The following is a 14,435-nucleotide window of genomic DNA, read 5'->3' as shown; positions in this document are numbered from 1 at the left end:
TCAGGCCTCCGCCCCGGCACCCGAGCGGCTGCGGTTCACGACGACAGCGGCGAGGGTGTTGACGCCGAGAGTGATGACGAAGAGCACGAACCCGGCCGCCAGAAGCGCGGAGAGCTGGCTGGCGCTGGCGTCGCCGAACCGGCCGGCGATCAGCGCGCTGACGCTGTTGGTGCCGATCTCCAACGGCCGGAACTTCAGGTCGAACGCCGGCGAGATGATGAGCAGGACCGCGATCGTCTCGCCCAGCGCCCGGCCGAGGGCGAGCATGGTGCCGCCGATGATGCCGCCGCGACCGAACGGCAGGACGACGGTGCGGATCATGCCCCAGCGGGTCGCGCCGAGGGCGAGCGCCGCCTCCTTCTCGCCCGGAGGGGTCTGGCTGAAGACCTGGCGCATCACGGCGCATGCCATCGGCAGCACCATCATCGCCACGGCGATACCGGCGCAGAAGGCGCTCGCGGTGTAGCGGCTGGCGTCCCAGATCGCGGCGTCCGGGTCGGTGTCCTGCACGTCGAAGATCGGGATCCAGCCGAGGTGGCGCTGGAGGAAGGTCGCGAACGCCGCGGCGTGGGGCATGACGAGGAAGAAGCCCCACAGGCCGTAGACGATGGAGGGGATCGCGGCCATCAGGTCGACGAGCGACACCAGGGTGGAGCGCAGCGACGGGGGCGCGTACTCGGAGATGAACAGCGCCGTCAGCAGCGCGAGCGGGAACGCGATGACCATCGCGACCAGCGCGATCTGCAGCGTGCCGGCGAGCACGGCCGCGATGCCGAGCACGTCGGCCTCGGGTGACCAGTCGGACTCGGTGAAGAACCGCCACCCGTAGCGCTGGAGGGTCGGGAACGCCTGCCAGCCGAGGAACAGGCCCACGCCGCCGGTGATGACCAGCACCGAGGCGCCGATCGCCCGCGACACGTTGACGAAGACCGCGTCGGCACCCGTGGCTTTGCGGGAGATCCGGCGCGGCTGCGCCTCCGGCGCGCTCGGATCGACAAGGGGCAGGCTGGTCACACGTCGTCCTCAGTCGTGGCCACCCGAGAAGGCCGTTTCCATGGCAGCGCGGAACCGCGCCACCACGGGGAACGGTGGCGGTGGCCCGCGACCAACCGGGGTGAGGCCGGTGAACGGGACGGGAACGGTGCTGGCGACTTTGCTTAAATCCGCCGGCCGGCACGGACCTGAGGGGTCAGGCGGTGGGATCCGTCACCCGCCCGACGAAGAGGGGCGCGCGGTGCTCCACGTCGTGGATGACGAACAGGTAGGGCCGATCGACGACGAACTCCTCGGTGACCACCGCGCTCTCGGTGCGCATCACGACGGCCGTCGCCGCCGCGGCCTCGGTGCCCTCCTCGTCGACCGCGATGAACGCCTGGTGGAGCACCGCGGCGATGTAGAGGAAGAGGTCCTCGTCGGTCATCGCCGAGAAGTCGGCCCGGCGGTCGTCGAACGCGGTCGGCATGCCGAGGGCTTTCAGCACCTCGCCCAGCGGCGCCCCGGTGCGGAAGGTCCAGCGCGGCAGGGAGAGGTCGATCGCGGCCGGCGCCGCGCCCTCCAGCAGACCGGCGAAGCCGCCGTCGGCGACGGCGGCCTCGACCGCGCCGAACGCCCCGTCGTCCGGCAGGACGACGGTCATCGCGAGCCGCTGCCCGGCGTACGGCACGACCGCCGCCCGCCAGCCGTCCCCGGCGACCAGCCCACCGGTGAGCTCCGGGCGGCGCATCCGGTCGACCTCGACCTCGCTGCCGTCCGCGCGCCGGAAGCTGCCGGGCGTCGTCAGCTCCTTCTCGAACGGCTGCTCCCACGGCGCCTTGAGATAGACCGCGTTGACCAGCACCAGCCGGGTCAGGCTGTCGAGCACCCCCTCGGGCACGAGATCGACGATCCGGTCGCGGGTCTGCTCCTCCACCCAGGTGTTGATCAGCACCCGCGCCCGCTCGGTCGCCGTCTCGAAGTCCACGGCGCGGACCGGCGCGCCGTACTCCTTCGCGAGCAGGTCCAGGAAGTCGCCCGACCAACCGACGCCCTGCTGTCCGAAGATCTGGTTGGCGGTGTCCAGCGCCAGGTCGGCCGCCGAGCCGTCGGCGCGCTCCTGCCGGCCGGCCAGCCCCTCGATGTGCGTCGTGAGGGCGTTGACGCCCCGGTGCCACCGGTCGCCGAGGTCGCCGGCCCCGAGCACGGTCCGCATCTCCTCCGCGGTCGGACCCGCGGCACCGGTGAGCGTCATGCCCAGCGCGACCAGGACCGAGTACGGCGAGAGCACCAGGTTGCCCTCGGTCGCCGCCAGCTCGCCGTACAGGCGGCCCGCGAAGCGGTCGAGCCCGGCGACGACCGGGGCGACCAGCGTGGGGTCCCCCGCGGCCCGGCGCGCGTCGGAGGAGACCAGCTCGATCCCGTCGGTCGCGGGGCCCGGCTCGGCGTCGGGCTCGGCGTCGGGGCCGGAGCAGGCGGTGAGGGCGCCGGTCGTGAGGGTGCCGGCACCGAGGGCGGCGAGGGCGAGCTGGAGTGCGCCGCGGCGGGCGAGAGCGGTCATATCCCCTACGACGCCCGGCGGCCGTAGCCGGTTCCACCGGCCATGAGCCCGAGGGTCAGGAGGTCGGCGGTCCGACGGCCAGCGCGAGAGCGGTCAGTGCGGCGACCGCGACCAGGCCGAGGCACAGCCCGCGCAGCGGGTTGGCGAGCAGCCAGGCGACCACGCGGTCCGGCAGTGAGCGGGTCGCGCCGGCCGGCAGCCGCCAGGCGTCGCCCAGCCAGCCCTTGCGGACGGCCCACCACTCCAGCGGCAGCGTCACGAGGGGCGGGATCGCCGCGAGCAGGACGAGCAGGCCCCGGCCGGCCGACCAGCGCCGGTCCACCCAGAGCACGACCGTCGTCACGACATAGGCGACGAAGACGACGCCGTGCAGCATCCCGAAGACCCGGACACCCAGCTCGGTGGTCTCGGTGACGTACTTGAGGAACATGCCGAGGAGCAGCCCCGTCCAGGTGATCGCCTCGGCGATCGCGACGGTGCGGAACAGGCGGGTGGGAGTGGTCGCGCTGGGCTTGCTCACAGGGCCCGAGGGTACCCGTGTGACCCAGGTCGCCCGCTGCCCGCTAGGCGCCGAAGCGGCGCTCGCGCTGGGCGTAGGCGCGGATCGCCCGCAGGAAGTCGACGCGGCGGAAGTCGGGCCAGTAGGCCTCGCAGAAGTAGAACTCCGACCGGGCGCTCTGCCACAGCAGGAAGCCGCCCAGCCGCTGCTCCCCCGACGTACGGATGACGAGGTCCGGGTCGGGCTGGCCCTTGGTGTAGAGGTGCTCCTCGATGTGCTCGATGTCGATCTGGTGGGCCAGCTCGTCGAGCGAGGTGCCCTTCGCGGCATGCTCGGTGAGCAGCGACCGGACGGCGTCGGCGATCTCCCGCCGCCCGCCGTAGGCCACCGCGACGTTGACGATCATCCCGTCGACGTCGGCGGTCGCCTCGGCCGCGGCCTTGAGCCGCTTGGCGGTCCCGGCGGGCAGCAGGTCGAGGGCGCCGACGGGGTGCAGCCGCCAGCGGCGCTGGTCGGCCAACGAGTCGACGGCGTCGACGATGATCTCCAGGAGCGGCTCGAGCTCGTCCGCCGGGCGGTTGAGATTGTCGGTCGACAGCAGCCAGAGCGTGACCACCTCGATGCCGACCTCGTCGCACCAGCCCAGCAGCGGCTCGATGTTGGCCGCGCCCGCGCGGTGCCCGTGGGCGGTGTCGCGCCCGACCGCCTTGGCCCAGCGCCGGTTGCCGTCGAGCATCACGCCGATGTGCTTGGGGAGGTTCCCGGGCATCCGGCGAAGCATGCGCGCCTCGTACGCGGGGTAGAGCACCCTGCGCACACCGCGCTTCCAATCCGCCACGTTCCGATGTTAGCCGGGCTACCGGCCTTCCCACGTGGCTGACACGATGAGCAGCACACCACGGCCTGCGGGCCGCGGCCCCGAACCCGATGACAGATAGGACCACCAATGACTGCAGCCGCCTGGCACCCGGACCCGACCGGCCGCCACGAGCTCCGCTACTGGGACGGCTCCCAGTGGACCGATCACGTGTCCGACCAGGGCGTCCAGTCGACCTCGCCGCTCTACCCGACCGCCGACCCGGCCGGCGACACCGGCAGCACCGGCGAGGCCGGCGGCACCGGCGACGCCTGGGTCGGCGGCCAGGAGTCGGCGCAGACCACGGAGGCCGAGGGGGCGACCGGGACCGGCGCCGAGCCGGCCTTCTCGTTCGACGCCGAGACCGCCGTGGCGCCGCGGGCCGCCGAGCAGGCCCCGGAGGCGGTGTCCCAGCCCTACCAGGAGGCCCAGCCGTTCCAGGAGGCCCAGCCGCACCAGCAGGCGCAGCCCTACCAGCAGGCCCAGCCGGCAGCCCAGCCGATGGGCGGGTACGGCGCCCAGGCGGTGCCCTCCGACGCCTTCGCCGGCATCTCCGGCGAGCTGATCGACGGCCGGTTCAGCGAGATCGACGGCGCCGGCGCGATCCTGCAGAACAAGCGCCTGCTCCGGGTGCGGATCACCGAGCCGTTCATGGCCAAGCAGGGCGCGATGGTCGCCTACCAGGGCAACGTCAACTTCAACTACCAGGGCGGCGGCGCCGCGAAGTTCCTCAAGAAGGCCTTCACCGGCGAGGGGCTGTCCCTGATGCGGGTCGAGGGCCAGGGCGACGTCTTCCTCGCCGACGGCGCGCACGAGGTCCACATCCTGCACCTCAACAACAGCGGCCTGTCGGTCAACGGCCAGAACGTCCTCGGCTTCTCGGCCTCCCTCGAGTGGAACGTCGAGCGGGTCAAGGGCGGCAGCATGGCCGCCGGCGGGCTGTTCAACACGACCCTGCGCGGGACCGGCTGGGTCGCGATCACCACCGACGGCGACCCGGTCGTCCTCAACCCGGGCGAGGCGCCGACCTTCGCCGACGCCAACGCGCTGGTCGCCTGGTCCACGCACCTGCAGACCTCGATCCGATCGACCTTCACGGCGGGCGCGCTCATCGGCCGCGGCTCGGGCGAGGCGTTCCAGGTCGCGTTCCAGGGCCAGGGCTTCGTGATCGTGCAGCCGTCCGAGGGCGGCGTCGTACCTCCGCACACGCACTGACCGGCATCCTCCGATCGGCCTGACCACGACGGCCGGATGAGCGTGAGATCACCCTCGTCCGGCCGTCGTCGGGTCTATGCACGGCGGGTACCCTCGGTGCATGAACCAGGCCATCCACCACGCGAACGACAAGGTCCGCGCCCGGCTGGACGACCTCGGGGACCAGATCAGCGAGAAGGTCGCGGACATCAAGCCGAGGCTCCGCGGCTGGATCCACCTCGTCTCGACCCCCCTCGTCCTGGCCGCCGGCATCGTGCTCATCTCCCTCTCCCCGACCGCCACGACCCGAGTCGGCTCCGCGATGTACGCCGGCTCCGCGCTGCTGCTCTTCGGCACCTCTGCCCTCTACCACCGCGGGACGTGGTCCCCGAAGGTGTGGACGATCCTCAACCGGTTCGACCACTCCAACATCTTCTTGTTCATCGCGGGCTCCTACACGCCGTTCGCGCTGATCCTGCTCGAGGGCCCGTCTCGGGTCGTGATGCTCGCGGTCGCCTGGACGGGGGCCCTGCTCGGCATCGGGTTCAAGCTGTTCTGGCCCACCGCGCCGCGCTGGCTGTCGGCGCCGATCTACATCGCGCTCGGCTGGGCGGCGATCTTCTTCATCCCCGCCTTCTTCGAGGGCGCGACCGCGCTCGGCCTCGGCATCGGGATCGCGATCTTCGTGCTGATCGCGGTCGGCGGCGCGCTCTACACCATGGGCGGCCTGGTCTACGGCTTCCAGTGGCCCAACCCGTCGCCGCGGGTCTTCGGGTTCCACGAGATCTTCCACGGCTTCACCATCGCCGCGTTCGCGGCGCACTACGTCGGGGTCTCCCTGGCGACCTACTCGCTGCGCTGAAGCAGCACCAGCACCTCGGCGTGCGGGGTCTGCGGGAACATGTCGAGCACGCATGCCCGCACCGGCCGGTACGACGCCAGGTCGGCGAGGTCGCGCGCCAGGGTCTGCGGGTTGCAGCTGGAGTAGAGGACGTGCGCGGCACCCGACTCCTCCAGCCGGCGGGAGAGCTCGTGGCCGAGACCGCGCCGCGGCGGGTTCACCACGACCAGGTCGGCCTCCGCGAGGAGCGTGGCGTGCTCCGCGGCGGTGGCGTCGCCGACCGCGAAGTCGACGGTGCCGGGCAGGCCGGCCTCGTCGCGTGAGCGCTCCGCGCTGGCGACCGCGTCGGCGCTGATCTCGATGCCGGTCACCCGCCGGCCGGGCGCGGCGAGGTGCAGCGCGAACCCGCCGACGCCGCAGTACAGGTCCACCAGGCGGCTCGGCGCGAGGTCGGCGACCCAGGCCGCGGCCTCGCGATAGAGCGCCGCGGCGACCGTGGTGTTGGTCTGGAAGAAGCTGCGTGGGCGCAGGTGCAGCGTCACCCCGCCCAGCCGCATGGGCAGGGTCTCGGCCTCGGTGAGGACGACCTCGCGCTCGCCCTCGAGGACCGCCCGGTGCTCCGGCTGGACGTTGAGCGTTACCACCCGGGCCTGCGGCAGTGCGTCGCGCAACCAGGCGAGGTGCTTGCGGACCCGCGCCTCGACGGCCGTGGAGCGCACCACGAGGCGCACCATCAGCTCCCCGTCGGGCGACTCCGTGACGAGCAGGTGCTTGAGCTCTCCGCGCCGGCTCACCGGCGCCGTGGACGCCACGTCGTACGGCGTCAGGTCGGCGCGGCGCACCAGGTCGGCCAGCACCGGGAGGGCGGCCACGATCCCCGGCAGGTGCAGGGCGCAGTCGCGCAGGTCGACCCCGGCGCCGTCCGGCCCGAGGATCCCGAGCGTCGGGTCGTCCGCGGTGCCGCCCACGACCATCTTCGCCTTGTTGCGGAACCCGGCCGCCGGGCTGGTCACCGGGGGCAGCCAGGTGAGGCCGGGCCGATCGACGAGCGCGCGGGCCGCGGCCTGCTTCGCGGCCAGCTGGTCGTCGTACCGCTGTCCGAGCCAGGTGCAGGACCGGCACTCCCCCGCTGCGAAGTGGGCGCAGTCGAGCACGGCGAGACCCATGGCTCCAGGATAGGTGGGCACTAGGCTGCGGCCGTGCCGTCCCCGTTCGAGAAGGTCCAGGCCGCGCCGGTGCTGGCCACCGTGCGCCGCCTGGAGCAGCGGATCGAGGCGCGCTTCCCCGGCCGCGGGCTCCATCGGGTCGTCGGCGAGCTGGCGAGCCTCGTGGAGACCGTGGACTCGTCGACGGCCACGGCCCGGGGCCGCCGGTCGTGGCTGCGTCCGCTGTCGCGCGTCGGCATTGTCGCGGTGCTCGCGATCACGACCACGGTGATGGCGCTCGCCGTCCGGGCGGCCGTCGCCGACGCTCCTGACGACGGCCTGGCCTGGATCCCGCTGCTGGAGAGCGCGGTCAACGACCTGGTCTTCGCGGCCCTGGCGATCTGGTTCCTCTACTCCGTCCCGGAGCGGCTGCAGCGCTCGAGCCTGCTCGAGCTGCTCCACCGGCTGCGGTCGCTGGCCCACATCGTCGACATGCACCAGCTGACCAAGGACCCCGAGCGGCTCCGATCGGAGTTCACGCCCACGGACGCGAGCATCCCGATGGACCTCACCACCGACCAGCTCGAGCACTACCTCGACTACTGCTCGGAGCTGCTGAGCCTGATCGGCAAGACCGCCGCGCTGTGCGCCGAGGCGTCCCGCGACCCGGTGGTGCTGGACACGGTCAGCACCGTCGAGACGCTGACGGTGTCGCTGGAGCGCAAGATCTGGCAGAAGATCGCGGTCCTCAACCACCACCGCGAGGCCGGCGGCCGGCTCGCCTAGGGCTGGTCGTCGGAAGGTCCGGCCGACAGCCCGGACCTACCCCCGGCGGGCCGCAGGACCCGGCTCGATCAGGCTCCGCGCCGTCGTACGGCCGGAACGATCGCGGACCGAGAAGCGCAGCTCGTCGCCTCCTGCCGGCGGCGAGACGACGAGACCTTGGTGGTCCAGGAGGGGTGAGACCAAGCGATAGGCGATCGCTCGACCGACCACGCCCAGCCGACGCGCAGCCTCCGCCATCGCGATCGCCTGCAGGGGCCCGTGGGTGACGAGGCCGGCGTAGCCCTCGACATCGCGTGCATAGTCGCGGTCGTAGTGGATCCGGTGAGCGTTGTAGGTCAGGGCGGAGAACCGGAACAAGAGCGGCGGGTCGATCGGGACGCGCCACTCTCCTTCCGCAAGGCCGATGTCATCGACCTCCTCGGGTGTCGGCGGCACAGACGGTCGAGCCGCGTCTCGGTAGACGATCTCCTGCTCCTCGACGACGGCGTCGACGCCCTCCTGCCGGATCGTGTGACGCACGACGACGAGCGTCAGTCGACCGCTGCGTCCCACCTTGTCGGTCGAGGAGACGACCTCGGTACGGCGACTCGTCACGACCCCCACTCGTAGGGGACGCAGGCTCGTCACCCGCCCCCCTGCCCACATCCGACGTCGCCCAGGGCCCGGTGGAGCAGGGATCACCCCACGGACCGGGTGGCCGTCCTCGCCGAGGTCGGCCTGGACCGGACGCTCGAGAAGGTAGAGCCAGTGCCACAGCAGCGGCAGACCGTCCCGCTCCAGGTCGGGCTCGGCCACGTCCAGGAGGCCGGCCAAGGCGAGCGCAGGCTCGGGCTGGAGCACCTCGCTACGGAACAGACCCGAGAGCGGCGCGGTCATGCCGGGTTCACCTCGGTCACCGCGAACTCGGCCCGCAGGGCGGCATTCTGCCCGCCCAGCTCAGGGACGGCACCCATGGGGACGTCGAGGTCGTCCAGGACGACGGGCGGCAGCATCGAACGTACGACGCCGCCCGGGGTGGTGACATCGCGCCACCGGTCTCGGGCCAGCAGCTGAGGGTGCGTCGCCATCTCGGACGGGGAGCGGAGCCTTGCGCAGGCGATGCCCGCGGCGTCCAGTCGGTCGACGACCTCCTCCGCGTCGAGGGTGGCGAACGCTCCGGTGACGATCGGAGTGAGCTCCTCGTCGTTCGCCACCCGCTCAGGGTTGCTCCTGAACCTCGGGTCGTCGGCGAGCGCGGGGCGCTCGAGGACCTCGACACAGAACCGCGTCCACTCCCGGTCGTTCTGGACCCCGAGGAAGACCCGATCACCGTCGCCCGTGACGTAGGGGCCATACGGAGATATCGACGCGTGCTTGGCGCCGGTGCGACGCGTGACGCCGCCGTCGTGGAGGGCGTGGTAAACCGGCTGGCTCATCCACTCCCCGAGCGCGTCGATCATCGCGATCGCGACCGTCGTACCCGCTCCGTGCTTCGCTCGGCGCAGGAGCCCGGTGAGGATCCCGGAGTACGCGTACATGCCCGTCGCGATGTCCGCGATCGAGATGCCCACCTTGCTCGGCGTCTCCGGCGTTCCGGTGGTCATGAGCAGCCCGGTCTCGCACTGCACCAACAGGTCGTAGGCCTTCTTGCTGCGATACGGACCCGTGTCGCCGTACCCGGAGATCGAGCAGTGCACCAGCTCCGGTCGTTCGGCGCGCAGCGAAGCGGCGTCGAGGCCGAGGCGCTCGACGGCGCCGGGGGCGAGGTTCTGCACCACGACGTCGGCCGCCGCGATCATGGCATCGAGCACGGCGCGGTCCTCGGGGTCCTTCACATCGAGCTCGATCGACTCCTTGCCGCGGTTGAGCCACACGAAGTAGCTCGACTGGCCGTGGACGCTGCGGTCGTAGTGCCGAGCGAAGTCGCCGTCACCCGGACGCTCGACCTTGATGACCCGGGCGCCCAGGTCGGCGAGTTGACGTGTCGCGAACGGCGCCGCGACGGCCTGCTCGAGCGAGACGACGGTGATGCCCTCCAACGGAAGCATGCGTGAACCTCTCGTGGTCAGGCCCGCAGGATCGCGTGGGCGTGATCGATCACGGGCTTGTCGATCATGTGGCCGTCGGGGCCGGCGAACACGGCGCCGACCGAGGTCGAGGCCGCCGCGACGACCGCACGCGCCCAGTCGAGTTGCTGCTCACTGGGGGCGAACGCGCGAGCAACCGGCTCGAGCTGGGCCGGGTGGATGCAGAGCTTGCCGCCGAAGCCCAGCACGGCAGCTCGCCGCGCGTCGGCGGCGACCAGGCCGCCGTCGTCCACCGACGTCGTCACGCCGTCGATCGGCGCGGGCAGTCCGGCAACGCGCGAGGCGAGCACGAGCGTGCTGCGGGCGAGAAGCAGGGCGTTCTCCGTGTGGTCGGCGCGGACGTCGACCGCGAAGTCGAGCGAGCCGAACGCCAGCCTTCCCACCCCCTTCGCCTGGGCGATCTCGACGGCACGATGGACCCCCACAGCGGATTCCACGAGCGCGACGAGAGGCAGGCCCGCAGGCAGGCTGCCGGCCAGTGCCGCGAGTGCCACCGGGTCCTCGGCCTTCGGCACGACCAGGCCCGCCAGGCCGGGCAGGTTGACGAGCGCGGTGACGTCGTCGTCGTGCCACGGCGTGCCCATCGCGTTGACCCGTACCCAGGCCCGCCCCTCGCCGGAGAGCCAGGTCGCGGCCGCGGCGCGGGCGAACGGCTTTGCGTCGACGGCGACAGCATCCTCCAGGTCGAGCACGACCTCGTCGGCCCCCGATGCCGCCGCCCGCGCGAACCGCTGCGGGGTCGTGCCAGGGACGAACAGCCAGGTCCGGCCGACCGTGCCGGTCACGTCGCGTTCCGTTGGACGAGCTGGCGGGCGATGACGTTCTTCTGGATCTCGTTGGTGCCCTCGCCCACGATCATGAGCGGCGCGTCGCGGAAGTAGCGCTCGACGTCGTACTCCGTGGAGTACCCGTAGCCGCCGTGGATGCGCACCGCGTCGAGCGCGATCTTCATGGCCACCTCGGAGGCGAAGAGCTTGGCCATCCCCGCCTCCATGTCGCTTCGCCGCCCGGACTCGAAGCAGCGTGCGGCGTACTGGACGAGCTGGCGCGCCGCCATGAGCTGCGTGGCCATGTCGGCCAGGTAGTGCCCGATCGACTGGTGCTGCCAGATGGGCCGGCCGAAGCTCTCGCGCTCCTGGCTGTACCGCAGGGCGTCCTCGAGTGCGGCCGCACCGACGCCCAGCGCGCGAGAGGCCACCTGGATCCGCCCGATCTCGAGCCCCCGCATCATCTGCGCGAAACCGTGCCCCTCGATCGTGCCCAGCAGGCTGCTCCGCGGGGTCCGGAAGTCGTCGAACGACAGCTCGCAGCTCTCGACTCCCTTGTAGCCGAGCTTCGGCAGGTCTCGCGACACCTCGAACCCGGGCCCCTTCTCGACCAGCAGGATGCTGATGCCCCGGTGCGCCGGCTCGGCCGCCGGATCGGTGCGGCAGAGCAGTGCGACGAGCTGGGAGCGCCGCGCGTTCGAGATCCACGTCTTCGACCCGTTGACGACATACGCGTCGCCGTCTCGGCGGGCCGTGGTACGTATCGCCTGCAGGTCCGATCCTCCACCGGACTCGGTCAGGGCCATCGTCGCGCGGATCTCACCTGTCGCCATGCGCGGCAGGTAGCGATCCTTCTGCTCCTGCGTTCCGTGATCGACCAGCAGCTTTGCCACGACGCTGTGACCACCCATCGCACCGGCCAGGCTCATCCATCCGCGCGCGAGCTCCTCGGTCACCGCGGCGTAGCACGGCACGCTGACTCCCGTGTCGTTCCACGGCTCGGGGATCGCCAGCCCGTAGATGCCCATCTGCTTCATCTGCTCGATGAGCGCCTCCGGGTAGGTGTTGGCGTGCTCCAGCTCCCGGACGACCGGCTTGACCTCTCGGTCGACCCAGTCACGCACGAGCGCGACGATCTCGCTCTCGTCAGAGCTCAGCTCGTGAGAAGCCATCACCGGGACGCTCCCGTCAGACGTCGGTGCGTGAGCAGCGATGACACCGCTACCGCCACGATGACCGCACCGCCGTTGAAGGCGGGCTCGACCCAGTCGGCTGCTCCGGCGAGCGTCAGACCGTTGATGCTGATGGCCACGAAGAACACGCCGACGAGCGTGCCCGCGACGGTGTACCGACCCGGCCGGATGGTGGTCGAACCCAGGAAGATGGCGGCCAGCGCGGGGAGGAGGTAGCCCACACCCACCCCGGATGCGGCGCTGCCGGTGCGGGCGAGGAGCAGGGCGCCCGCGAGCCCGGCCAAGGCCCCTGAGGCGACGAAGGCCAGGGTGACCGTTCGCTGGACCGGGAGCCCTACCAGGTGGGCCGCGGACTCGTTGACCCCGACGGACAGCAGACGTCGACCGAAGATCGTCAGGCCGAGCAGGAACGAGACACCCAGGACGACGACCACGACGAGGAAGACAGGTCGTGGGACACCGAGCCACAGGCCGTTGCCGAAGCTCGTCAGCTCGGTCGGCACGCCAACGATCGTCTGGTGCCCCGACCAGGCGGAGGCGACTCCCCCCAGCAGCGTCGCCATGCCCAGCGTGATCACGAGGGAGTTGGCGCGGAAATAGGCGATGAGGACGCCGTTGGCCAGGCCGACAATGGCTCCGATCACCACCGCGAGGACGACGCTCACGAGGATCGGAAGGTCCATCGAGGTCGTCGCCTTGGCTGCGGCGATCGAGGTCAATGCCACGATCGCCCCCACGGACAGGTCGAACCGGTGGGCGACGAGGGGGACCAGGGCCGCGAGGGCGACCAGGATCAGCACCGACTCGTTGGCCACGATGTTGCGGGCGTTCGACGTCGTCGGGAAGGTCGCCGACGTCGCCGGGTTGAGGGTGAAGTAGACCGCTACCGCCACGAGCAGGATCACCAGGCCGAAGCGCTCCGTCAGGCGCAGGACCGATGACCTCCAGGTCGTCGTGTCTGTGGCCGTGATGTCCGGCGGCGTCTGATCGGTCGGCTCCTCGAGGAGTGGCCGGCTGTCCTGGGTCGTCATGTCGATGCCTTCTCGTGCTGGTAGACGTGGTCGAAGATCCATGTGCGGCTGATCTCAGGGCCGGAGGCTTGGTGGGTGATGCGGCCATCGGCCAGCACCAGCACCCGGTCTGCGAGGTGGAGCAGCTCGTCGAGATCGGATGTGGCCAGCAGCACGCCGGTGCCACCCGCGACCGCGGCGTCGATCTGGGCGTAGATGTCAGCACGGGCTCCGACATCGACTCCCTGGGTCGGCTCGTCCAGCAGCAGCACGGCGGGCGAGGACCTCATGGCCCGCGCCATCACGGCCTTCTGCTGGTTGCCGCCCGAGAGCCGCGCGATGGGATCGTCCGCAACGCCCTTGATGCCGTAGGTCTCGATGTCGGCGACGGCCGCACGGCGCTCGTCGGCCCGGCGCAGCCATCGGCCGCGACGGTGCCGATGCACGGTCGTCGCCGAGATGTTCTCCGCCAGCGACAGGGACAGGAAGGCCGCGTCGCGGACTCGCTCCTCGGGCACCAGCGCGAGGCCCCGGGCGATGGCGTCGGCGACGTGGCCCGGGCGCAGACGACGACCCTTCACGGCGACGGTCCCGCCGCGCGGCCTGACCGCGCCGATCACGTTCTGCATCACGCTGGTCCGGCCGCTGCCGACGAGTCCGGCCAGCGCCACGACCTCACCGGAGCGGATCTCGAGGCTGACGTCCCGCAACGGGCCGCCGCTCAGGCCGTCGACCGCGAGCACGACCTCGCCCGACGACGTACGCCGCTGCGTCTGCCGGTCCTCGGGCGTGTGCCCCGCGATGGCTGCGACGAGGCTCGCGCGGTCGTGGCCGGCAGCGGGTCGGGTGCTGACATGTCGACCGTCCCGCAGCACGGTCACGGTGTCGGCGTAGGTCAGGACCTCGTCGAGGCGGTGGGTCACGTAGAGGATGCTCTGTCCCTGCGCGCTGTAGGCGCGCAGCCGCTGCAGGAGGCCGTCCACCTCGTCGGCCGGGAGACGGGTGGTCGGCTCGTCCAGGACCAGCAGCCCGACCTGGCCCGCCTCCCGGTCGCGGAGGCAACGCGCCACCGCGACCAGGGTCTGATCGGCGGGTCGAAGGTCGCGGACCAGGGACCGCGCGTCCACCGCGACGTCGAGCCCGTCGAGCAGCCGCTGCGCCGAGCGGTGCGCCTCGGCCCAGTCGATGCCTCCCAGCCGTCGCGGGAACGGGCTGCCGGCAAGCACATTCTCCGTCACCGTCAGCTCCGGAAACAGACCCAGGTCCTGGTGGACGAATCGGATGCCGGCGTCGCGCGACCAGCGCGGCGACAAGCGCTCGACGTCCACGTCATGGTCGCCGACCACGAGCGAGCCGCCACGGTCGGCGCTGTACACGCCCGCGAGGATCTTGATGAGCGTCGACTTGCCGGACCCGTTCCCGCCCACGAGCGCGTGGAACCGACCGGGCTCGACCGAGAAGCTGACGTCCACGAGAGCCCGGGTGCCGGGGAATGTCTTGGAGAGTCGGGGGGGGGGGGGGGGGGGCCGCCCCCCCCCCCCCGCC

General features: G+C 71.7%; 14 protein-coding genes. 3 read left to right on the top strand and 11 right to left on the bottom strand.

Annotation, left to right across the window (positions count from 1 at the left end):
• The 4 genes from pstC to KVF89_RS05220 form a co-directional block, all read right to left on the bottom strand.
• Window positions 1-1,014, bottom strand: coding sequence for a phosphate ABC transporter permease subunit PstC (gene pstC / locus KVF89_RS05235; protein ID WP_257423989.1), 1,014 nt, complete (start codon window positions 1,012-1,014; stop codon window positions 1-3).
• Window positions 1,015-1,189: 175 nt separating this feature from the next.
• Entirely contained in the window at window positions 1,190-2,533 is a 1,344-nt protein-coding gene (locus tag KVF89_RS05230) for a serpin family protein (protein WP_257423988.1), read from the bottom strand.
• A gap of 55 nt (window positions 2,534-2,588) precedes the next feature.
• Entirely contained in the window at window positions 2,589-3,053 is a 465-nt protein-coding gene (locus KVF89_RS05225) for a DUF3817 domain-containing protein (RefSeq protein WP_257423987.1), read from the bottom strand.
• Window positions 3,054-3,096: 43 nt separating this feature from the next.
• The gene (locus tag KVF89_RS05220) at window positions 3,097-3,870 is read right to left on the bottom strand and encodes an isoprenyl transferase (protein WP_257423986.1); all 774 of its coding nucleotides are present in this window, start codon (window positions 3,868-3,870) and stop codon (window positions 3,097-3,099) included.
• 108 nt (window positions 3,871-3,978) lie between these two features.
• Here KVF89_RS05220 and KVF89_RS05215 point away from each other — a divergent pair, with 108 nt between their 5' ends.
• Both KVF89_RS05215 and trhA read left to right on the top strand, forming a co-directional pair.
• Window positions 3,979-5,103: an AIM24 family protein gene (locus KVF89_RS05215; protein WP_257423984.1), complete on the top strand. Its 1,125-nt coding sequence runs from the start codon at window positions 3,979-3,981 to the stop codon at window positions 5,101-5,103.
• Window positions 5,104-5,203: 100 nt separating this feature from the next.
• Window positions 5,204-5,944: a PAQR family membrane homeostasis protein TrhA gene (gene trhA / locus KVF89_RS05210; protein ID WP_257423983.1), complete on the top strand. Its 741-nt coding sequence runs from the start codon at window positions 5,204-5,206 to the stop codon at window positions 5,942-5,944.
• On the opposite strand, the gene rlmC is transcribed toward trhA, so the two are convergent.
• A complete protein-coding gene (gene rlmC / locus KVF89_RS05205; RefSeq protein ID WP_257423982.1) occupies window positions 5,929-7,089 on the bottom strand; it encodes a 23S rRNA (uracil(747)-C(5))-methyltransferase RlmC in 1,161 nt (386 codons plus the stop codon). The genes trhA and rlmC overlap by 16 nt on opposite strands.
• Before the next feature lie 33 nt (window positions 7,090-7,122).
• Here rlmC and KVF89_RS05200 point away from each other — a divergent pair, with 33 nt between their 5' ends.
• Window positions 7,123-7,854: a hypothetical protein gene (locus KVF89_RS05200; RefSeq protein WP_257423980.1), complete on the top strand. Its 732-nt coding sequence runs from the start codon at window positions 7,123-7,125 to the stop codon at window positions 7,852-7,854.
• 36 nt (window positions 7,855-7,890) lie between these two features.
• Here KVF89_RS05200 and KVF89_RS05195 read toward each other — a convergent pair whose 3' ends face one another.
• From KVF89_RS05195 to KVF89_RS05170, 6 genes are read right to left on the bottom strand one after another with little or no spacing between them, the layout of a single operon-like run.
• Window positions 7,891-8,730 carry an HTD2 family dehydratase gene (locus KVF89_RS05195; RefSeq protein WP_257423978.1) on the bottom strand — a complete coding sequence of 280 codons (840 nt, stop codon included), beginning with the start codon at window positions 8,728-8,730 and terminating at the stop codon, window positions 7,891-7,893.
• Entirely contained in the window at window positions 8,727-9,881 is a 1,155-nt protein-coding gene (locus KVF89_RS05190; RefSeq protein ID WP_257423976.1) for a CaiB/BaiF CoA transferase family protein, read from the bottom strand. The genes KVF89_RS05195 and KVF89_RS05190 overlap by 4 nt, the downstream gene beginning before the upstream one ends.
• A 17-nt stretch (window positions 9,882-9,898) precedes the next feature.
• Entirely contained in the window at window positions 9,899-10,705 is an 807-nt protein-coding gene (locus KVF89_RS05185) for an HpcH/HpaI aldolase/citrate lyase family protein (RefSeq protein ID WP_257423974.1), read from the bottom strand.
• On the bottom strand, window positions 10,702-11,859 hold the full coding sequence (locus tag KVF89_RS05180; protein WP_257423973.1) for an acyl-CoA dehydrogenase family protein: 1,158 nt from the start codon (window positions 11,857-11,859) through the stop codon (window positions 10,702-10,704). Before KVF89_RS05180 ends, KVF89_RS05185 begins: the two co-directional genes overlap by 4 nt.
• Window positions 11,859-12,911 (bottom strand): ABC transporter permease, encoded by a 1,053-nt coding sequence (locus tag KVF89_RS05175; RefSeq protein WP_257423971.1) that lies wholly within the window; start codon window positions 12,909-12,911, stop codon window positions 11,859-11,861. Before KVF89_RS05175 ends, KVF89_RS05180 begins: the two co-directional genes overlap by 1 nt.
• The gene (locus tag KVF89_RS05170) at window positions 12,908-14,362 is read right to left on the bottom strand and encodes a sugar ABC transporter ATP-binding protein (protein ID WP_257423969.1); all 1,455 of its coding nucleotides are present in this window, start codon (window positions 14,360-14,362) and stop codon (window positions 12,908-12,910) included. Before KVF89_RS05170 ends, KVF89_RS05175 begins: the two co-directional genes overlap by 4 nt.
• Between the last annotated feature and the right edge of the window lie 73 nt (window positions 14,363-14,435).

The organism is Nocardioides carbamazepini (assembly GCF_024614185.1).
Classification (GTDB): Bacteria; Actinomycetota; Actinomycetes; order Propionibacteriales; family Nocardioidaceae; genus Nocardioides; species Nocardioides carbamazepini.
The sequence above is the reverse complement of the archived record's forward strand: the minus strand, read 5'-3'. Positions and strand labels throughout refer to the sequence as shown.